Origin of the sequence: Arthrobacter sp. Y81, assembly GCF_002929335.1 — a bacterium.
Classification (GTDB): domain Bacteria; phylum Actinomycetota; class Actinomycetes; order Actinomycetales; family Micrococcaceae; genus Arthrobacter.
In genome coordinates this window covers 472560-491858 of sequence record NZ_PJIL01000002.1, presented here as the reverse complement: position 1 = coordinate 491858, position 19299 = coordinate 472560, and the positions used below count along the sequence as shown (strand labels likewise).

At 66.8% G+C, this 19299-nt stretch carries 18 protein-coding genes and 1 pseudogene; 14 read left to right on the top strand and 5 right to left on the bottom strand.

Annotated elements, in window-relative coordinates; all coding sequences use genetic code 11:
* The first annotated feature begins 7 nt into the window (after positions 1-7).
* Positions 8-814, top strand: a complete 807-nt coding sequence (locus CXQ91_RS04925) for a nitrilase-related carbon-nitrogen hydrolase (RefSeq protein WP_104172784.1) — start codon at positions 8-10, stop codon at positions 812-814.
* On the opposite strand, the gene CXQ91_RS04920 is transcribed toward CXQ91_RS04925, so the two are convergent.
* Both CXQ91_RS04920 and alr read right to left on the bottom strand, forming a co-directional pair.
* Entirely contained in the window at positions 784-2448 is a 1665-nt protein-coding gene (locus CXQ91_RS04920; RefSeq protein ID WP_104172864.1) for a PucR family transcriptional regulator, read from the bottom strand. The genes CXQ91_RS04925 and CXQ91_RS04920 overlap by 31 nt on opposite strands.
* The gene (alr, locus tag CXQ91_RS04915; protein ID WP_104172783.1) at positions 2438-3646 is read right to left on the bottom strand and encodes an alanine racemase; all 1209 of its coding nucleotides are present in this window, start codon (positions 3644-3646) and stop codon (positions 2438-2440) included. The genes CXQ91_RS04920 and alr overlap by 11 nt, the downstream gene beginning before the upstream one ends.
* 102 nt (positions 3647-3748) lie before the next feature.
* On the opposite strand from alr, the gene CXQ91_RS04910 reads away from it, so the two are divergent.
* Both CXQ91_RS04910 and CXQ91_RS04905 read left to right on the top strand, forming a co-directional pair.
* Complete coding sequence (locus CXQ91_RS04910; protein WP_104172863.1) at positions 3749-5284, top strand: amino acid permease; 1536 nt, start codon at positions 3749-3751, stop codon at positions 5282-5284.
* Positions 5281-7011: an NAD(P)/FAD-dependent oxidoreductase gene (locus tag CXQ91_RS04905; RefSeq protein WP_181038772.1), complete on the top strand. Its 1731-nt coding sequence runs from the start codon at positions 5281-5283 to the stop codon at positions 7009-7011. The genes CXQ91_RS04910 and CXQ91_RS04905 overlap by 4 nt, the downstream gene beginning before the upstream one ends.
* On the opposite strand, the gene CXQ91_RS04900 is transcribed toward CXQ91_RS04905, so the two are convergent.
* A complete protein-coding gene (locus tag CXQ91_RS04900) occupies positions 7008-7526 on the bottom strand; it encodes a gamma carbonic anhydrase family protein (protein ID WP_104172782.1) in 519 nt (172 codons plus the stop codon). The two genes, CXQ91_RS04905 and CXQ91_RS04900, sit on opposite strands and share 4 nt — an antisense overlap.
* 103 nt (positions 7527-7629) lie before the next feature.
* Between CXQ91_RS04900 and CXQ91_RS04895 the strand changes: the two genes are divergently transcribed.
* Positions 7630-8217: a DUF2231 domain-containing protein gene (locus CXQ91_RS04895; protein WP_104172781.1), complete on the top strand. Its 588-nt coding sequence runs from the start codon at positions 7630-7632 to the stop codon at positions 8215-8217.
* A gap of 71 nt (positions 8218-8288) precedes the next feature.
* Here CXQ91_RS04895 and CXQ91_RS04890 read toward each other — a convergent pair whose 3' ends face one another.
* Both CXQ91_RS04890 and purU read right to left on the bottom strand, forming a co-directional pair.
* On the bottom strand, positions 8289-8966 hold the full coding sequence (locus tag CXQ91_RS04890) for a class I SAM-dependent methyltransferase (protein ID WP_104172780.1): 678 nt from the start codon (positions 8964-8966) through the stop codon (positions 8289-8291).
* Complete coding sequence (gene purU / locus CXQ91_RS04885) at positions 8966-9826, bottom strand: formyltetrahydrofolate deformylase (RefSeq protein WP_104172779.1); 861 nt, start codon at positions 9824-9826, stop codon at positions 8966-8968. The genes CXQ91_RS04890 and purU overlap by 1 nt, the downstream gene beginning before the upstream one ends.
* A 291-nt stretch (positions 9827-10117) precedes the next feature.
* Between purU and glyA the strand changes: the two genes are divergently transcribed.
* The 10 genes and pseudogenes from glyA (at position 10118) to trpS (ending at position 19168) form a co-directional block, all read left to right on the top strand.
* The gene (gene glyA, locus CXQ91_RS04880; protein ID WP_104172778.1) at positions 10118-11425 is read left to right on the top strand and encodes a serine hydroxymethyltransferase; all 1308 of its coding nucleotides are present in this window, start codon (positions 10118-10120) and stop codon (positions 11423-11425) included.
* 8 nt (positions 11426-11433) lie between these two features.
* Positions 11434-12345 (top strand): bifunctional methylenetetrahydrofolate dehydrogenase/methenyltetrahydrofolate cyclohydrolase, encoded by a 912-nt coding sequence (locus CXQ91_RS04875; RefSeq protein ID WP_104172777.1) that lies wholly within the window; start codon positions 11434-11436, stop codon positions 12343-12345.
* Between the two features lie 330 nt (positions 12346-12675).
* Positions 12676-13348, top strand: a pseudogene (locus CXQ91_RS04870) (response regulator).
* Positions 13349-13493: 145 nt separating this feature from the next.
* A complete protein-coding gene (locus tag CXQ91_RS04865) occupies positions 13494-13808 on the top strand; it encodes an SHOCT domain-containing protein (protein WP_104172776.1) in 315 nt (104 codons plus the stop codon).
* Positions 13809-13997: 189 nt separating this feature from the next.
* A complete protein-coding gene (locus tag CXQ91_RS04860; RefSeq protein ID WP_104172860.1) occupies positions 13998-14921 on the top strand; it encodes an ABC transporter ATP-binding protein in 924 nt (307 codons plus the stop codon).
* Positions 14914-15792 carry an ABC transporter permease gene (locus CXQ91_RS04855; RefSeq protein ID WP_374953622.1) on the top strand — a complete coding sequence of 293 codons (879 nt, stop codon included), beginning with the start codon at positions 14914-14916 and terminating at the stop codon, positions 15790-15792. The genes CXQ91_RS04860 and CXQ91_RS04855 overlap by 8 nt, the downstream gene beginning before the upstream one ends.
* Positions 15789-16637, top strand: a complete 849-nt coding sequence (locus tag CXQ91_RS04850) for an ABC transporter permease (protein WP_104172775.1) — start codon at positions 15789-15791, stop codon at positions 16635-16637. The genes CXQ91_RS04855 and CXQ91_RS04850 overlap by 4 nt, the downstream gene beginning before the upstream one ends.
* A gap of 58 nt (positions 16638-16695) precedes the next feature.
* Positions 16696-17259: a hypothetical protein gene (locus CXQ91_RS04845; RefSeq protein WP_104172774.1), complete on the top strand. Its 564-nt coding sequence runs from the start codon at positions 16696-16698 to the stop codon at positions 17257-17259.
* A gap of 10 nt (positions 17260-17269) precedes the next feature.
* Positions 17270-18103: an exodeoxyribonuclease III gene (locus tag CXQ91_RS04840; protein ID WP_104172859.1), complete on the top strand. Its 834-nt coding sequence runs from the start codon at positions 17270-17272 to the stop codon at positions 18101-18103.
* Between the two features lie 21 nt (positions 18104-18124).
* A complete protein-coding gene (trpS, locus tag CXQ91_RS04835; protein WP_104172773.1) occupies positions 18125-19168 on the top strand; it encodes a tryptophan--tRNA ligase in 1044 nt (347 codons plus the stop codon).
* The last annotated feature ends 131 nt before the right edge of the window (positions 19169-19299 follow it).

The window sequence follows — 19299 nt, the reverse complement described above, 5'->3', positions numbered from 1 at the left end:
GGTGGTAATGGTGCTGCTGGCGCTGATGCAGGCGAACTCCGCCGTGCTCGATGTGGAAGCCAACTGCGGCGCAGTCAATGACGCCGCCCAAAGAGCCGCCGCGGCCGGGGCCCGGGTGCTGGTCACGCCGGAATTGTTCCCCGTGGGTTACGCGCCCCTTCGGATCCGGGCGGATCTGGACCCTGCCAGGCTGCCGTCCATCCGCCGGCAGCTGGCCGGCATCGCCCGGCGGAACGGCATCGCCCTGGTCTACAGCCTGCCGGCCGTGACCGCGGACGGGCGGTGGCAGATCACCTCCACCCTCGTGGACCAGGAGGGTGCAGAGCTGCTGAACTACGCCAAGGTGCACCTGTTCGGCGCGGAGGAGCGCAAGGCCTTCAGCCCAGCAGCCGAACCTCCCGCCGTCGTGGACTTCCACGGGATCAGGACCTCCATGGTGATCTGCTATGACGTCGAATTTCCGGAGGCCGTGCGTGCTGCCGCCGTCCGCGGCGCCGAGCTGCTCCTGGTTCCCACGGCCCTGTCGCAGGGCTTCGATTCCGTCCCGCAGGTCCTGCTGCGCGCACGGGCACTGGAGAGTCAGCTGACCGTGGCCTACGCCAATCACTCGGGCACGGAGGACGGCTGCGAGTTCCTGGGCGGCAGTGTGATCGCCGGTCCCGACGGAACGCTACTGGCCGCGGCCGGAGCGTCGCCGGATCTGCTGTTCGCCGAAGTCTCCGCAGCTGCCTCCCGGGAAGCGCGGGACGCCGTGCCGTACCTCCGGGAGCGCCGGCCGGACCTCTACCGTGACTGGGATTCGTCCACGTACTGAAGGGCGAACCAGAGCTCCGCGCGCACCTGGGCCTGGTTGAAGTCGGTGTCCAGCAGCTCAGCGAGGGCATTGATCTGCCGGCGGACGCTGTTGCGGTGGAGGCCAAGGGCCTTCGCTGTGGCGTCCCAGCTCCCGTTTTCGCCGAGCCAAGTCCGCAGCACCGCCAGCTGGGCGGACCGTCGCTCAGGGTCTTCCTGACTGAGCACGGGCTCCAGCAGCCGGGCGGCCAGCATGGTCCCTGCCTCGCGGCCGAGCAGCCCGGCGACCGACCACGTCACCTCGTCCACCCGGGCACTCCTCCCGGTTGCCTGCACCCGTGCGCGCAGCGAAGTGGCCCTCTGGTATGCGGAAGCCAGCCCCTGGAACTCCGTGGCATCCCCGATCACCAGCCGCCAGCCGAGCTTCTCCGTCTCGGCCAGCAGTGCGTCGTCCACCTTGAGGCGTGTGATGGCAGCGAAGCCGTAGTCAGTGATCTCCACCAGCTTGGTGTCGAACATCCGGCGCCACTGCAGCAGTTCCCGGACGGGGCTGTCGCCAGCCGGCCAGTCGGCGTCGGCTTTGAGTCCCTGGACGACCCGCAGCGGTGCCGAACGCGTGGACGAAATGCTCTGCGCCAGGAGGTCCTTGAGCCCGTTGACATGCCTGGTCCCGCCGGACGCCATGCTGTCCGGGTGCAGCAGCAGCGCCGTCGCCAGCTGGCTCGGCGCGAGTGAACCGCTGGTCCGCTGCCGCACCAGCAGTTCCAGGAGTCCGACGACAGAGGACACCACGCTGTTCTGCGCGGGCGTGAGGGGGCTGCCGGATCCAAGGATCAGCGCGCCGAGGTTGGCGTCGCGGGTGCTGCGGAGCGGATGGCCGAACACCAGGGCGGAACCGGGCTCGTCGAGGGAATCCATTTCCACCCGGGGGCCGCTGCCGGCCAGCAGCCTTTTCAGTATCGGCTGCAGGGCGGAAAGTTCGACGGCGGCGGGCGAGTTCCACGGTCCGCCTCCCGGGTTGGTGGAGCCGGCTGCACTTCCGCCGGGTGCGCTGGTTGCGCTTCCGCCGGCTGCGGCCCGGGCGCGGACCCTGCCGTCCGCACCCACGAGCAGTGCCCACACCGGAACCCGCTGCACCAGCGCCGCCAGGAGCTCGTGTTCCGGCCTGGCCGAAAGGACCGCACGCATCAGCTGCCTGTTGGTGTCCGCCAGCTGCCTGAACACCCGTGCATTGTCCGATTCCAGCAGCTGCGAGAATTCCAGCCCGATCGCGGCAAACGGAACAGTCTTGGGAACTTCCACCAGCGTCAGGTTGTGATGCCGGCACGCGTCAACCAAGGCGCCGGGCACGCCATCGAAGTATGGTTCCAGCCCGAATCCCAGGGCGCCCACGCCGGCGCCGACCAGCCGCTGCACATAGGCGTCCACCTTCCCTCCTGCGCCGCCGTCGCCAAGGAACGGCAGCCCGGCGGTGAGGATGAATTCGCCGTCGACCAGGTACGGCGTCGGGTCCTCCAGCTCGCTCGGTTCCACCCAGCGGAGCAGCCCGGCACCGTTGCCGCCGTCGTGGAGTATTTTCAGCTCCGGCGGCAGCTTCTGCAGGAACTGCTCCAGCGTGACGAAGCCGAGACGCTCGGCGGCCGCCTCACGCGCCAACGGGACCACCGGCTTCCTGGTAATCCGGGCACTCGTACGCCCGCGGCAGGCGCGGGGCGATCCGGTTGATGATCTCGTCGCCGTGGCTGCCGATCGCCGCGCCCCAGTCATCGGCGCTCGCCGCCCCGGTCTGCGGATCGCCAAATAGCACAGCTGTGTCACCAACGGCCACGCCGTTGGCATCCGGGCCCAGGTCCACCATGAACTGGTCCATGCAGACCTTGCCGATCACCGGGACCCGGCGGCCGCCAAGGAGGATGAGGCTGCGGCCAGAAATGCCCTTCGGAATGCCGTCCGCGTAACCCAGCGGGATCAGCCCGAGATACCGCGGCTCGTGCGTGAAGGCCTGGTGCTCGTAGCTCACTCCTGTCCCCGCGGGCACTTTCTTGACCAGCACCACCGGCGCCGTCACAGTCAGGGCGGGGCGCAGGCCGAAGTCGGCCGGGGCCAGGTGGTCCGCCGGGGCCAGCCCGTAGAACGCCAGGCCGGCCCGCACCATGTCGAACGCGAATTCCGGCCGGTCAAGGATGTTGGCGGAGCTTGAGACGTGCCGGAGGGCCGGTTCCAGCCCTGCCGCCCTGGCCTCCCGGACGGCTTCTTCGAAGGCGTCCACGGCTGCCATGTTGGCGGGGTGCGCGGGAACATCGGCCCAGGCCAGGTGGGTCCAGACGCCCCTGACGGACAGGGTTCCCGCACGCTCCGCAGAGCGGGCGGCGGTCACGAGCTCCGCCCAGTCCTCCGCCCGCGCCCCGCCGCGGCTCAGCCCCGTGTCCAGTTCAAGATGGACGACGGCGGGACGGCCGAGCCGGCGCGCAATGCCGGCCACGACGTCGAGCTGGGCAACGCTGCCCAGCGACACATCGACGTCGTACTCCAGCGCCTCCCGGATCGTCCCGCTGGAAGCGGCCGCGAGATACAGCCACGACAGGACCGGGGCGGTGATGCCCGCCCGGCGAAGGGCGATCGCCTCGTGAAGCTGCGCTGTGCCCAGCCAGTCCGCGCCGGCCTCCAGCGCTGTCCGGGCGACGTCGACCAGGCCGTGGCCGTAGGCGTTGCCCTTCACCACGGCCATGAAATGCGGTGCTGCGGAGCGCTCCCGGAGGTTGCGGATGTTGTCCGAAATGGCCGTAAGGTCAACGCTGACCTGCCCGGTCAGCGCCGCGGCCTGCGGGCTTTCGATGTGTGCATTAAGTCTCATGCCAGAACACTATAGGGCATTTTGCACAACGGTGAGAGGTGGCTCACAAACCTAAGCTGGACCAAGGGGAAACCGACAACTACTCACGAACGGACGTCAATGATGACTGTGCCTACACTCACCGGCCAGCAGCCGGCAGCTGCCCGCCGTCCGGGCCTGGCTGCGCAGCTGCTGCGCCGCAAGCCGATCGGCCAGATGGTCAGCGAGACCGAAAACGGCCAGGGCGGCCCCAAACTGGTCCGGAGCTTCGGCGTCCTGCAGCTGACCATGATCAGTGTCGGCGCCACCCTGGGCACAGGCATCCTGGTCATCCTCGGCGAATCGGTGCCCCTGGCCGGTCCGGCCATCTGGATTTCGTTCGCGATCGCCGGCCTGGCCGCCCTGCTCTCTGCCGTTTCCTACGCCGAAATGGCCGGACTGGTCCCGGTGGCGGGCTCCAGCTACTCCTACACCTACGCCACCATGGGCGAAGGCATGGCCTGGATCTGCGGCTGGTGCCTCGTGCTGGAGTACGCCGTGTCGGTGGCTGCCGTGGCCGTCGGCGCTGGCCAGTACGTGAACGAGTCCCTGGCGGTCTTCGGGCAGGTCCTGCCGGACTCCATCTCCCAGCCGCCCGGTGACGGCGGCATCATGAACATCCCGGCCATGGTCATCGTGGTCCTGGCCACAATCCTGCTGGTCCGCGGTGCCCGGGAAAGCGCCTGGATCAACACCGCCATCGTGGTGGTCAAGGTCGGCATCCTCCTCTTCTTCTGCGTGGTAGCCTTCACCGCCTTCAACGCAGGCAACTTCGAACCGCTCCTGCCCATGGGCGCAGCCGGTGTCTCGGCCGCCGCCTCTACGGTGTTCTTCTCCTACATCGGGTTCGACGCCGCCTCCACCGCCGGAGAGGAAGCCCGCAACCCCAAGCGGGACCTGCCGCGCGCCATCATGCTCTCCATGCTGATCGTCACCACCATCTACGTCCTCGTTGCTGTCGCCGCCATCGGCGCCCGCCCCTGGGGCTGGTTCGATGGCACCGAAGCCGCCCTGGTCAAGATCCTTGAAGAGACAACCGGACAGCCGTGGATTGCCCTGGTCTTCGCCGTCGGCGCCGTACTGGCCATTGCCAGCATCGTCCTGACCGTCCTCTACGGACAGACCCGCATCCTTCTCTCGATGTCCCGAGACGGCCTGATCCCCAGGATCTTCGGCCGCGTCTCGTCCCGCACCGGCACACCGGTTGCCGGAACCCTGATCGTGGGCATCGCCGTCGCCCTCACCGCCGGGCTGGTCCCGCTCGGGGCACTGGCGGACGCCACCAGCATCGGCACCCTGTTTGCCTTTGCCCTGGTCAACGTTGCCGTCATCTACCTGCGGCGCAACCGGCCCGAGCTCAAGCGCACCTTCCGCGTGCCGCTGTTCCCGTTGACCCCGATCCTCGGCGCCCTGATGTGTGCGTTCCTCATGGCCAACCTTGGCGCCGACACCTGGGTGGTCTTCGGCATCTGGATGCTGGTGGGCCTCGCTGCCTACTTCGGCTACGGCCGGCGCCACTCCAGGGTGGCGGCGCTCAGCCACGAGGAATACCGTGAACTCAGCGGGCGCGAAACTTCAACACCGTCCACCACCGAACCGACGAAGGCAGACCTTTCATGACCATCGCCACCGAACTGCCGGCCAACGATCCCGAGGCCGCACCCGGCCCGGACGCCGCACCAACACCGGGCCAGGCAAACGACGCCCCCATCACCATGCTGAACCCGGACTTCCCGTTCAGCTATGACCACTACCTCGCCAACCCGGCCGGCCTCGGGTCGGTCCCGCCCGAGCTGTACGGGACCGAAGTGGCAGTGGTCGGGGCAGGGCTCTCCGGGCTGGTCACGGCCTATGAACTGATGAAGCTGGGCCTCCGCCCGGTCATGTACGAGGCGGACCAGATCGGCGGCCGGCTGCGCACCGCCAGCTTCCCTTCGGCGCCGGGCGTGATGGCGGACCTCGGCGGCATGCGCTTCCCGGTGTCAGGCAGGGCGTTCTACCACTACGTGGACCTGCTGGGCCTGCAGACCCAGGAGTTCCCCAACCCGCTGGCCACCGCCACCTCCAGCACCGTGATCGAACTGGCCGGGCAGAAGCACTACGCCAGCACCCCGGCAGACCTGCCGCCATTCTTCCGCGAAGTGGCGGACGCCTGGAAGGCAGCCGTGAACGACGGCGCCAAGTTCAGTGAGATGCAGGACGCCATCCGTGCGCGGGACACGGCCAGGATCAAGGAGATCTGGAACGAACTCCTGCCGCTCATGGACGAACAGACGTTCTACGGCTTCATCGCCGCCAGCGAGTCCTTCAAGGAAGCGGGCTTCGCCCACCGCGAAGCGTTCGGCCAGGTGGGCTTCGGAACCGGGGGCTGGGACACGGACTTCCCCAACTCCATCCTCGAAATCCTGCGCGTCGTTTATACGGACGCCGATGACCAGCACCGCCTCATCGCCGGGGGAGCGCAACGGCTCCCCGAGGCACTGTGGCAGCACGCGCCGTCGGGCATGGCCCACTGGCCGGACGGGACGTCACTGGCGTCAATGCATTCGGGCTCCCCGCGCGGTGCCGTGGACCGGATCAGCCGGGACGCCAACGGCGACCTGCGCCTGCGCGAACGCTGGGGCCGGGAGGCGTCCTACCCTGCCGTGGTCACCACGTGCCAGTCCTGGCTGCTGTCCACCCGGATCCACACTGAGGAGGCATTGTTCCCGGCGGAGCTGTGGACGGCGATCGAACGCTCGCACTATATGCAGTCCTCCAAGACCTTCGTGATGGTGGACCGCCCGTTCTGGAAGGACACCGATCCGGCGACCGGCCGCGACGTCATGTCCATGACCCTGACCGACCGGTTGAACCGCGCCACCTACCTGCTGGATGACGGGCCGGACAAGCCCGCCGTCATCCTGCTCTCCTACACCTGGAACGACGACGCGCTGAAGTGGCTTGCGCTCGACGCCGACCAGCGGGTGGAGCTCATGCTGCACTCGCTCGAGCAGATCTACCCGGGCGTGGACATCGCCAGCCACATCATTGGCCAGCCCATCACGGTCTCGTGGGAGGCGGACCCCAACTTCATGGGCGCCTTCAAGGCGAACCTGCCCGGGCACTACCGCTACCAGCAGCGGCTGTTCACGCACTTCAAGCAGGACAAGCTGCCGGAGGGCCAGCGCGGGATCTTCCTCGCCGGCGATGACGTTTCGTTCACCGCCGGCTGGGCCGAGGGCGCCGTGACCACCGGCCTCAACGCGGTGTGGGGCGTGGTGAACCACCTCGGCGGACACTCTGCTGCGGGGAATCCCGGCCCAGGAGAGCTGCTCGACGCGCTGGGGCCGATCAGCCTGGACTAGCCGTGCACTTCCCTGTGTGCCCGCGCGAGTTCGCGGTAGTGCGCGGCGTTGCGCTGCACGCCGTCGAACTCTTCTTCGGTGAGCTCGCGCCGGACCTTCGCCGGGACGCCGGCCACCAGCGAACGCGGCGGGATGACCGTTCCTTCGAGGACGACGGCGCCTGCCGCCACGAGCGAGCCGGCGCCGATCACCGCGCCGTTGAGGATGGTGGCGCTCATGCCGATGAGGCAGTCGTCCTCAACGGTGCAGCCGTGCACGACGGCGCTGTGCCCCACACTGACCCGGGCGCCCACTGTGCAGGGGAATCCGGGGTCAGCGTGCAGCACCACGTTGTCCTGCAGGTTGCTGCCGGCGCCTACGGTGATGGCGGCGGTGTCAGCACGGACCGAGACGCCGTAGAACGCGCTGGAGTCCTCGGCCAGGGTGGCATTGCCGATCACGGAGGCGCTGGGGGCAACGAAGACTGAAGGGTGGACGTCCGGGCTGGTGCCGGCAAAGGGATATAGAGGAGCCATGAGCCCAGCCTAGGACACTGTTCACGTCAGCCCACGTATGCGGACTCCGCAGGCGGACTTTGTGCCTAGTGACGCCGCCGACCTGAATCACTAGCATGGGGCCATGGAACTTCGGGGTTTTGGCCCTCACGGGCTTCAGCTGCAAGGACTTCACCTGCGGAAGGACGGAGGCGGCGGCCCCGGCCGGTTCCGCCGGTTGATGCGGCGGATTGAGCAGCTCGAGGCCCTTGACCCGGCCGTCTCCGTGGCCGAGCCGCGGGCCGGCCGCCTCGTCGAAAACCCGCGGATGCGCAGCTTCCTCCACGGCGACGCAACCGGAATACCCCTGCATGGCATCCTGACCGATGTGCCCTTCGGGGCGTGGTTCATGGCCATGTACCTCGACCTGTTTGCGGATCCCGGGACCCAGCGGGCAGCCACCCGGCTGGTGGGCCTTGGCGTCCTGGCCGCGGCGCCCACGGCACTGACCGGATGGGCCGAGTGGGCTTTGGCCGGCCGGGCAACGAAGCGGGTTGGCATCGTCCATGCCGGGCTGAACGGCGTGGCCGTGCTGATCTTCCTCGGATCCTGGACTGCACGGCTCCGGGGCAAGCACAGCCTCGGCGTCCGGCTGGCACGGGTCGGGGCACTCCTGTTGATTGCGGCCGCATTCCTGGGCGGATACATGGGCAGCGCCCGTCGGGGTACTTAGGACAGTGCACGGCCCCCAACTGACTCGCATTTAACGTCGTCATTCGCGGATTTCGCGACGTTAAGTGCCAGTCAGTTGGGCTGGGCAGGGGGAGTGCGGAGGACCAGGAACTGGTAATGCTGCGTCCAGTGACCCGCGCCCGGGCCTGATTCAGCGCCTGAGCCCTCCGGCCACGTGACGAATTCCTCAATGTCGCCGTGCCGGCCGAAGATCCGCCGGAGCGCTGCGTCGCTGCGGCGGCTGAAAAAGCGCGGCGGCTCGATTTCGTCTTCGGGGTTGAGTACCTCTTCGTCGTCCCCGGACCAGAGTCCGACGGCGATCGGCGCCCCTGGGGCGGCCACGCGAACCAGTTCGCGGACGACGTCGTCGATGTCCCTGTTGGGTATGTGCAGCAGCGTGCTCATGCTCCACACTGCCGGGAAGACGCCATCGGCGAAGGGCAGGCTCCGGGCGCTGGCAACCGAGACGTTCAGTCCTTTGGACGTTGCTATCCGCACGTGCTCTTCGGACAGGTCAATGCCGGTGTAGTGGATCCCGGCCTGGACGAACTTCAGCCCGTCAAGCCCCAGGCCGGAGCCGATTTCCAGCACGCCGTGCCGGCCTTCGGCCTTCAGCCGGGCGATGAACCGGTCCCGCTGCTCCACCCGCTGAGGGGTCAGCGGATGCTCCGGATGAAGGACCGCCCTCTGGTTGTAGAACGCGGCCAGCCGGTCCTCGCCGCCATGCTCCGTGGCGAAGTGCTCGACCACTAGTTGAAGACGACCGTGCGGTTCCCGTCGAGCAGCACCCTGTGCTCGGCGTGCCACTGGACGGCCTGGGCCAGTGTGCGGCCTTCCACGTCACGGCCCATCTGCACGAACTGTTCGGCCGTGCGGCGGTGGTCCACCCGGATGACTTCCTGTTCGATGATGGGTCCCTCGTCCAGGGCGGCTGTGACGTAGTGCGCCGTGGCACCGATCAGCTTCACGCCGCGGGCGTGGGCCTGGTGGTAGGGCTTCGCGCCTTTGAAGGACGGCAGGAAAGAGTGGTGGATGTTGATGGCCTTGCCGGTGAGCTCGGTGCACAGGTCATTGGACAGGATCTGCATGTAGCGGGCCAGGACGGTCAGTTCGACGCCTTCCTCCGCGATGATCTTCCGCAGCTCGTCCTCGGCCTGGACCTTGGTGTCCGCAGTGACGGGGATGTAGTGGAACGGAATGCCGTAGAACTCCGCCAGCCCGGCCAGGTCCTGGTGGTTGGACACGATGGCGGGGATCTCGATGGGCAGCGTGCCGGAGCGCTGCAGGAACAGGAGATCGTTGAGGCAGTGCGCGGACTTGCTCGCCATCAGCAGGGTTCGGACCTTGCGTCCCTCGGGGTTCAGGCTCCACTGCATGCCGAACGCAGCCGCCACCGGTTCCAGCGCCGCGTACACCTCAGCCTGCGAACCAGCCGTGGTCGCCTCAACCCGCATGAAGAAGGTGCCGGTGGACTGGCTGCCGTACTGCTGCGAGTCCGTAATATTGCAGCCTGCCACGAGAAGTGCTCCCGCAACGGCATGCACGATGCCGGGACGGTCGGGGCAGGAAAGGGTCAGTACGTAGGCGGAGGCCAGCTGGTCTTCAGTCACGAAGAACAGCCTACCCGCGCCGGAGGCACTGTTTTCGACGGGCCTTCGACGGGATTCGGAAAGGCTTTGATAGGCTTAACCGGTCGCAACTGGCGTTGGATGGCTAACCATCAGGGAGCGGCACCTACGAAGACCACGGATCGTACGCCTGGGCCGAGGGTCATGTTTTGCCGGTAGGCAGTTTAACCGCTGCCGACCCATGGCGCCGTGCTGCCCGTAACCAAGGGGCGGAGCGACGTCACAGCCGGTAGCCTGACCTTAGCAGTGCCCATCCCTAGCCAGGAGTTTTTCGTGACTACATCACCGACTTCCGTCAGCACTTCCTCCACCGTCAGTAACCTGCCGCTGGCTGAGCTCGATCCCGAGATCGCCGCCGTACTGGACCAGGAGCTTGGCCGCCAGCGCGGCACCCTGGAAATGATCGCCTCCGAAAACTTCGCTCCGCGCGCCGTCATGGAAGCCCAGGGCTCCGTCCTGACCAACAAGTACGCCGAGGGTTACCCGGGCCGCCGCTACTACGGCGGGTGCGAATACGTGGACATCGCCGAGCAGCTGGCGATCGACCGCGTCAAGGAACTGTTCGGCGCCGAATACGCCAACGTCCAGCCGCACTCCGGTGCACAGGCCAACGCCGCAGCACTGTCCGCCATGATCACCCCCGGTGACAAGATCCTGGGCCTCTCCCTGGCCCACGGCGGCCACCTGACCCACGGCATGAAGCTCAACTTCTCCGGCAAGCTCTACAACGTGGCCGCCTACCAGGTGGAGCAGGACAACTTCCGCGTCGACATGGACAAGCTCCGCGAGCAGGCCATCGCCGAGAAGCCCCAGGTGATCATTGCCGGCTGGTCCGCCTACCCGCGCCACCTGGACTTCGCAGCCTTCCGCTCCATCGCCGACGAAGTCGGTGCGCTCCTCTGGACGGACATGGCGCACTTCGCCGGCCTCGTGGCAGCGGGCCTGCACCCGAGCCCGGTGCCGTACTCCGACGTCGTCACCTCCACCGTGCACAAGACCCTCGCCGGCCCGCGCTCCGGCGTGATCCTGGCCAAGCAGGAGTGGGCCAAGAAGCTCAACTCCAACGTCTTCCCGGGCCAGCAGGGCGGACCGCTGATGCACGTCATCGCGGCCAAGGCCGTTGCCTTCAAGATTGCCGGCACCGAGGAATTCAAGGAGCGCCAGGAGCGTGTCCTCGAAGGTGCCAAGATCATTGCCGACCGCCTGAACCAGGCCGACGTCGCAGAAGCCGGCGTCTCCGTCCTGACCGGCGGCACCGACGTGCACCTGGTCCTGGTGGACCTGCGCAACTCGCAGCTGGACGGCCAGCAGGCAGAGGACCTCCTGCACTCCGTGGGCATCACCGTGAACCGCAACGCCGTTCCGTTCGACCCCCGCCCGCCGATGGTTACCTCCGGCCTGCGCATCGGTACCCCGGCCTTGGCCACCCGCGGTTTCGGCGCCGAGGAATTCACCGAAGTTGCCGAGATCATCGCCACCGCCCTGAAGGCCGGCTCCGCTACGGACGTCGAAGCCTTGCAGGCCCGCGTGGACAAGCTCGCCGCCGACTTCCCGCTCTACCCGCAGCACGAGCAGTGGTGAACCCGTCCATGGCGCAGACCGCGAAGATACTTGACGGCAAGGCAGCTGCTGCCGCCATCAAATCCGAGCTGGCTGAGCGTGTCGCGGCACTGAAGGCCCATGGCGTCACTCCGGGCATTGCCACTGTGCTCGTGGGCGCGGACCCTGCCTCGCAGCTGTACGTGTCCATGAAGCACAAGCAGTCTGTGGAGATCGGGATGAACTCGATCCAGCGTGAGCTTCCGGCGGATGCCACCCAGGCTCAGGTTGAGGCCCTCATTGACGAACTCAATGCGGACCCCGCCTGCCACGGTTACATCGTGCAACTGCCGCTGCCCAAGCACCTGGACACCGACGCCATCCTCGAGCGGATCGACCCCGCCAAGGATGCCGACGGACTGCACCCGACCAACCTTGGCCGGCTGGTGCTCAATGTCAACGGCGAGATCACCTCGCCGCTGCCGTGCACGCCCCGCGGCGTCATCGAGCTCCTTGAGCGCAACGGCTACAGCCTCTCCGGCAAGCACGTCGTGGTGGTCGGGCGGGGTGTCACTATTGGCCGCACGATCGGGCTACTGCTCACCCGGCGGTCCGTGAACGCCACCGTGACACTCACCCACACCGGCACCAAGAACCTCTCGGAGCTGCTGCGGCAGGCGGACGTCATTGTGGGTGCGGCTGGTGCCAAGCACATCGTCAAGGCTGCGGACGTGAAGCCGGGCGCGGCTGTGCTCGACGTCGGTGTCACCCGTGAAGCCGATCCCGAGACGGGCAAGAGCAAGGTTTACGGCGACATCGATCCTGCCGCTGCCGAAGTGGCCGGCTGGATTTCGCCGAACCCCGGCGGCGTCGGCCCCATGACCGTGGCACTGCTGATGACCAACGTGGTCGAAGCCGCGGAACGCCAACTGGCAGCGAAAAGCCGCGCCGGCGCTGCCTAATCCCCATCCGCCCCCTGACCTCGCAAGCTCGGCCAGGGAACCCGGCGGACGTGGCGCCAGGCTACTGAAAAGCAACAGGGCGCCTACTCCCGGGGGAGTAGGCGCCCTACGCCGTTAAGCCGACGACTCGGGACGGTCGGCGCGGCTAGGCTCGCGGAGCCGCGGCGCCGCCGGAGCACCGGAGGGCAACGGCCTGACCGGGATGCGGGAGCGCGCGGCGGCGCTGGGCGGCACGGTCCGGTTCCTCCCGCTGCATCCGGGGTGGCGGGTCCAGGCGGTCCTGGCGCTGGGTAGCACCCCGAGTGCGGGCGCTCAGATTGAGGGGCAGCAATGATCCGCATCCTGATCGCCGATGACCAGACGCTCATCCGTGCCGGATTCCGTGCGCTCCTGGACGCCGAACCGGACATGGAAAGTCGTGGCCGAATGCGGAACCGGTGACGACGCCGTCCGGCTGGCGGCAGGTGAGCACCCCGACGTCGTGCTCGTGGACATCCGCATGCCGCAGGGCGACGGACTGGACGCGACCCGCCGAATCCTGGCCGATCCGGCCCTTCCCGGAACGCGGGTCATCATCCTCACCACCTTCGAACTGGACGAGTACATCGCCGAGGCTGTGCGGGCGGGCGCGGCCGGGTTCCTCGTCAAGGACACCGAACCGGAGGAACTGCTCCGCGCGGTGCGCGTGGTGCACGACGGCGACGCCCTCCTGTCGCCGTCAGTGACGCGCAGGATCATGGCCCAGTTGGCCCTGCAGCCCCGCGCGGCCGGCAAGCCGCCCGACGCCGGGCTGGACCGGATCACCGACCGTGAACGCGAAGTGCTCCGGCTGGTGGGGGAGGGACTGAACAACGCGGAAATCGCCGGGCGGCTCTTCATCACGCCGCTGACTGCCAAGACCCACGTCTCGCGGATCATGGCAAAGCTGCAGGTCCGGGACCGCGTGCAACTGGTGGTGCTGGCCTATGAGTCGGGCCTGGTCCGGCCCGGCTGGAGCAGCTGACGCCGCCCCGCTGGAGCGGCTGCCGCCTCCCGGGGGAGTACGCCGCCCGCCCCAAGTGCCTCCCGTCGCCGGACGACGGCGGGGCGTCCCGAAACCAGACTTGAGGCAGAGTCGAGATACGGCTCGTTGAGAGTTTGGAGCTGACATGTTGACAGCAATGAGCACCGCCATCAGCACCGCCGCTGTGCAGGCGGCGGCGGTGCAACTTCCGGCCGGCGTCGCCGTCCATGCCCCGTGGTACGACGGCGGGTTCTCGCCCTGGTTCCTGCTGTTTCCGCTGTTCTGGATCCTGGTTATCGGCCTGATCATTTTCGTCGCCCGCCGGACGTGGCGGACCAACCACCGCTGGGCGGCGCGACAGGGCGGTGAAGGAGTGCTCCGCGAACGCTACGCGCGCGGGGAAATCGACGAAACGGAGTACCGCCAGCGCCTGCAGGTCCTCCGCGCAGAGGAAAAGTAGGTCCGTCCCTGGCGCCTTCAACAGCAGGGGGCCGGGGACGGGACGGGGCGGACAAAATCGAATGGATTTTTTGAGATTCAACTCTTTCTTTGTTCGAACGTGAGTACTAACGTTGTGTGGGTGCCTGAACTTGTGTCCAACGAAGAACTGTCAAGCAAACCATCCCGCAGCAAGACCCAGGGCGACCAGATGCAGTACGTCATCACCGCCAAAGACCTCACCAAAACGTATGGCGACGTCACCGCCGTCGACGGCATTTCCTTCAGTGTCCCGGCCGGCGAGGCATTCGGCCTGCTTGGCCCCAACGGGGCAGGCAAGTCCACCACCATGAAGATGATTGGCGGCGTCTCGCAGCGCACCTCGGGAAGCCTGTCCATCATGGGGCTGGACCCGGAAAGCCATGGGCCGGAAGTCCGCGCCCACCTGGGGGTGGTGCCACAGCAGGACAACCTCGACGAAGAGCTCAAGGTGCGCGACAACCTGCTGGTCTACGGCCGCTACTTCGGGCTGCCGATGAGCTACCTGCGTCCCAAAGCCGATGAGCTGCTGGAGTTCGCCCAGCTGACGGACAAGGCCAAGTCCAAGGTGGACGCCCTCTCCGGCGGCATGAAGCGGCGGCTGACCATTGCGCGATCGCTGATCAACGAACCCCGGATCCTGCTGCTGGACGAGCCCACCACGGGCCTGGACCCGCAGGCGCGGCACATTCTCTGGGACAGGCTGTTCCGGCTCAAGGAACAGGGCGTCACGCTCATCCTGACCACGCACTACATGGACGAGGCCGAACAGCTGTGCGACCGTTTGATCGTCGTGGACAAGGGCCGGATCATGGCCGAGGGCTCGCCCGCCAGCCTGATCCGGGAGTACTCCACCCGTGAAGTCCTGGAGCTGCGCTTCGGCTCGGAACGCAACGCCACCATCGGTGCCGAACTCGAGGGCATCGGCGAGCGGCTGGAGACGCTCCCGGACCGGGTGCTGATCTACGCCCACGACGGCGAGGCCGCCCTGGAACAGGTCTCCGCGCGCGGACTGCGCCCGGTCACCTCGCTTGTCCGCCGGTCATCCCTGGAGGACGTCTTCCTCCGCCTCACCGGTAGGAGCCTCGTTGACTGATCAGTCCGCGCCTGCCGTTTCGGATGCCGGCGGCCGCGGTCCTGCCGCGCCAGCCCTGCTTCGCGCCCACTCGCCGGCCGTGTCCGCGGCCCGAGCCCGCCGCTGGGGCTCCTTCTACTACGCCGAGCAGGTCCTCCGCGTCATGAAGGGCTATGGCTGGACCATCGTGATGTACGGCGTGGGCCAGCCGGTGGCGTACCTGTTCGCCATGGGCGTGGGCCTGGCCACCCTGGTGGACAGCCAGGCCGCGTTCGGCGGCGTCAGCTACCTCGCGTTCATTGCCCCTGCCCTGCTGATCTCGGCTGCGGTCATGACGGCAGCCAACGAATTCACGTTCCCGGTCATGGACGGGTTCAAATGGCGGCGGGTGTACTACGGGCCGCACGCTTCACCGCTCACTCCGGAACAGATCGCCTCCGGCCACATCATGGCCGTGACGCTGCGGTTCCTGCTGCAGTCCGCCATCTATTTCGTGGTGGTGGCGCTCTTCGGTGCGTCGCCGAGCGGCTGGGGCTGGGTGTCTGTCCTGGTGGCCACGCTGGCAGGGCTCTCGTTCGGCCTCCCGTTGATGGCCTATGCCGCGTCCATCAAGGAGGACAAGGGCCAGTTCGCCATGGTGATGCGGTTCATCGTGACCCCGTTGTTCCTGTTCTCGGGAACGTTCTTCCCGCTCGATTCGCTGCCGCTCGCGGTGCAGTGGATCGGCTGGATTTCGCCGATCTGGCACGGCACGGAACTGGGCCGGGTCTTCAGCTACGGCTATGAGGAACCGCCGCTGCTGACCATCGCCCACATCGTGTTCCTGGTGGGTCTCGCCGTCGCCGGCTGGATGCTCACCAAGCGCCAATTCGTCAGGAGGCTGGGCCAATGAGCACTCTGGCGGAAAGCCACAACCCAGGAGGCCACAGCGTCACCGAAGCGGCGCGGAACCGCCGCTTCGGGCCCATGTACTCACGGAACGTCAAAGCAGTCATCGCCCGCGGGCTCATGGCCACCAAGAGCAGCAACTGGATGGTGATGCTCTCCGGCTTCTTCGAGCCGGTGCTCTACCTGATCTCCATGGGTGTGGGCCTGGGCGCGATCGTGGGCGCCGTGCAGGGCCCCGGCGGCCAGGAAATCAGCTACGCCGCCTACATTGCCCCGGCGCTGTTGGCCGTCTCTGCGATGAACGGTGCCGTGTACGACTCCACCTGGAACGTCTTCTTCAAGATGAACTTCGCCAAGCTGTACCAGGGCATGCTCTACACGTCCCTGGGGCCGTTGGACGTGGCCATGGGGGAGATCTTCCTGGCGCTGCTGCGAGGCCTGCTGTACGCCACCGGGTTCACCGCCGTCATGGGAATCATGGGGCTGATCACCACGCCCTGGGCCATCCTCATGATTCCTGCGTCCGTGCTGATCGCCTTCGGTTTCGCGAGCTTCGGGATGGGGATCACCAGCTTCATGAAGACCTTCCAGCAGATGGACTGGATCAACTTCGTGATGCTCCCCATGTTCCTTTTCAGCGCCACCTTCTACCCGCTCAGCGTGTACCCGCAGTACATCCAGTGGCTCATCCAGGCCATGCCCCTGTGGCATGGGGTTGAGCTGCTCCGGCAGATCAGCGTGGGAATTTTCAGCCCTGCCACGGCCATCCATGTCGGGTACTACCTCGTGATGATCGTGCTTGGTGTCATGCTCACCGCCGGACGCCTCCGCAAGCTGTTCCTGAAGTAGCGTTCGCCCGGGGTGGAAGCGGGCATTTCCACCGTCGCGTGTTTGAGACAATGGAGGCATGCGAACTCTGGGTAACCCTAACTCTGCGTCCAACCCGGCCAAGGGCGGGTTCTCCATGCTCCGGATCAGCGGCCCGGGAATGATGGTGTTCGTCATTGCGTTCGTCGTCGCCGTCATCTTCGCCGCCAACCAGAACGACGTCGTGGGCTGGGTTGTGGCCATCATCGCCGCGTTCTGGCTCGCGCTTGCCGCGTTCGTCGTCTTCAGCATCCAGAAGGCGGCCAAGAAGGCGACCGCCAAACTCAACGAGGCGCAGAACGCCTTCAACGCCGCGACCGGCCGCGCGCCGTCGTCGGGCAGTGCCGATCACGGCGGCACACGCCTGGTTCAGTCACGCAGCGAGGCTGACGAAGTCCGGGACCTGAAGCTGGACCACTCCTTCAAGATCGTCCAGGTCCAGGTGCGCGTCGTCGACCAGGAACGGGCCAAGGGCGACGCAGCAGACCAGGACACCATCCGCCGCGCACTGGAAACCATCGAAATCACGGCCACCAACGCCAGGGACATGATCAAGTCCTCCGGTGGCGCTGACGAACCCGTCAGCGGAACCATCATCGACTAGAGTGGAGCGGGTGAGCTCGGCATTGAAGAAGGACCACCTTCGCATCGCATCAGTCAACGTCAACGGCCTCCGCGCCGCCTACAAGAACGGCATGGCGGAATGGCTTGAACCTCGGGACGTGGACATTCTCTGCCTCCAGGAGGTCAGGGCACCCGACGCGATCGTTCGGCAGCTCCTTGGCGAGGGCTGGTTCATCCTGCATGAGGAAGCCGAGGCCAAGGGCCGTGCAGGCGTGGCGATTGCCTCCCGCACCGAGCCGCTGGCCACCCGCTCAAACATCGGCGACGACTACTTTGCCACCGCGGGCCGCTGGGTCGAGGCAGACTTCCGGGTGGCGGACGCCGCCGGTGCAGCCGCCACACTGACAGTGGTGAGCGCCTACGTCCACTCCGGCGAGGCAGGAACGCCCAAACAGGACGACAAGTTCCGTTTCCTCGACGTTATGGTCAACCGCCTCCCCGAACTGGCAAAGCACAGCGACCATGCCCTCGTGGTGGGCGACCTGAACGTGGGCCACACGGAACTGGATATCAGGAACTGGAAGGGCAACGTCAAGCGTGCCGGCTTCCTTCCGGAGGAGCGTGCCTACTTCGACCGCTTCTTCGGCGAAGAAATCGGATGGAGGGATGTCCACAGGGGCCTGGCGGGAAACGTCGACGGCCCCTACACCTGGTGGTCCCAGCGCGGCAAAGCCTTTGACAATGACACAGGCTGGCGCATCGACTACCACATGGCCACCCCCGCCCTTGCTGCCGCCGCGATTTCGGCAGTGGTGGACCGGGCGCCGTCATGGGACACCCGCTTCTCCGACCACGCACCGCTGGTAGTGGACTACCAGCTCTGAGCCCCGAAGGTTTTTCTTACAATGACTAGCTCGACTTCCCCCGTGACCAAGAAACGCATCCTCTCCGGTGCCAAGCCCACAGCGGACTCGCTGCACCTGGGCAACTACATTGGTGCGGTCCGCAACTGGGTCGACATGCAGGCCGAATATGACGCCGTGTTCTTCATCCCCGACCTCCACGCCGTCACCGTGGATTTCGAACCCGCCGAGCTGGCCAAGCGCACCCGCGTGGTTGCCGCACAGTACATTGCCTCGGGCATCGACCCGGACAAGAGCATATTCTTTGTCCAGTCCCATGTGCCCGAGCACGCCCAGCTGGCCTGGGCCCTGAACTGCATCACGGGAGTCGGTGAAGCATCCCGCATGACGCAGTTCAAGGACAAGACGCAGAAGTCGGGTACGGACTCCGCAACCCTCGGCCTGTTCGCGTACCCCACCCTCATGGCCGCGGACATCCTCCTGTACCAGACCGACCTTGTGCCGGTCGGCGAGGACCAGCGCCAGCACCTGGAACTGACGCGGAACCTGGCCCAGCGTTTCAACACCCGCTTCGGCCACACGTTCACCGTCCCCGAGGCCACCATCCTCAAGGCCACCGCCAAGATCTACGACCTCCAGAGCCCGACTGCCAAGATGTCGAAGACAGGCGGGTCGCCCCACGGTTCCATCCAGCTCCTGGAGGACCCCAAGCTCGCGGCCAAGCGCATCAAGTCAGCAGTGACTGACACCGGAACGGAGATCCGGTTCGATGCCGAAGCCAAGCCGGGCGTGTCCAACCTGCTCACCATCTATTCGACGCTGACCGGGAAGTCCGTGGCCGAGCTCGAGGTGGAATACCAGGGCAAGATGTACGGGCACCTCAAGAAGGACCTCGCAGATGTCATGGTCGACTTCATCACGCCCCTCCGGGACCGGACCAACGAACTGATGGCGGACCCGGCCGAGCTGGACAGGCTCCTGGCCCAGGGCGCCGAACGCGCCCGGGAAATCGCCTCCGTGACCCTCGGCCAGGTCTACGAGCGCATGGGCTTCCTGCCGTCCCTCAGCCTCGCAGGAGTCCGCTAGCCCCATGTCATCCGTCAGCAAGGTCTCCGCAAACGAAAACTCCCCTGCATACCGCGGACAGGGACAATTCGTTGACGCCGATGATGACGCTGCCGTGGTCCGTGGCACTGCGCCAGGTAACCGCCAGGCCA

Coding starts and splice junctions, on each gene's coding strand:
- CXQ91_RS04850 (WP_104172775.1), top strand. CDS start 15,789: ATGAGCACTCTGGCGGAAAGCCACAACCCAGGAGGCCACAGCGTCACC.
- CXQ91_RS04895 (WP_104172781.1), top strand. CDS start 7,630: ATGGAACTTCGGGGTTTTGGCCCTCACGGGCTTCAGCTGCAAGGACTT.
- CXQ91_RS04925 (WP_104172784.1), top strand. CDS start 8: ATGGTGCTGCTGGCGCTGATGCAGGCGAACTCCGCCGTGCTCGATGTG.
- CXQ91_RS04900 (WP_104172782.1), bottom strand. CDS start 7,526: ATGGCTCCTCTATATCCCTTTGCCGGCACCAGCCCGGACGTCCACCCT.
- CXQ91_RS04905 (WP_181038772.1), top strand. CDS start 5,281: ATGACCATCGCCACCGAACTGCCGGCCAACGATCCCGAGGCCGCACCC.
- CXQ91_RS04860 (WP_104172860.1), top strand. CDS start 13,998: ATGCAGTACGTCATCACCGCCAAAGACCTCACCAAAACGTATGGCGAC.
- CXQ91_RS04910 (WP_104172863.1), top strand. CDS start 3,749: ATGACTGTGCCTACACTCACCGGCCAGCAGCCGGCAGCTGCCCGCCGT.
- CXQ91_RS04845 (WP_104172774.1), top strand. CDS start 16,696: ATGCGAACTCTGGGTAACCCTAACTCTGCGTCCAACCCGGCCAAGGGC.
- trpS (WP_104172773.1), top strand. CDS start 18,125: ATGACTAGCTCGACTTCCCCCGTGACCAAGAAACGCATCCTCTCCGGT.
- CXQ91_RS04865 (WP_104172776.1), top strand. CDS start 13,494: ATGTTGACAGCAATGAGCACCGCCATCAGCACCGCCGCTGTGCAGGCG.
- CXQ91_RS04875 (WP_104172777.1), top strand. CDS start 11,434: ATGGCGCAGACCGCGAAGATACTTGACGGCAAGGCAGCTGCTGCCGCC.
- alr (WP_104172783.1), bottom strand. CDS start 3,646: ATGAGACTTAATGCACACATCGAAAGCCCGCAGGCCGCGGCGCTGACC.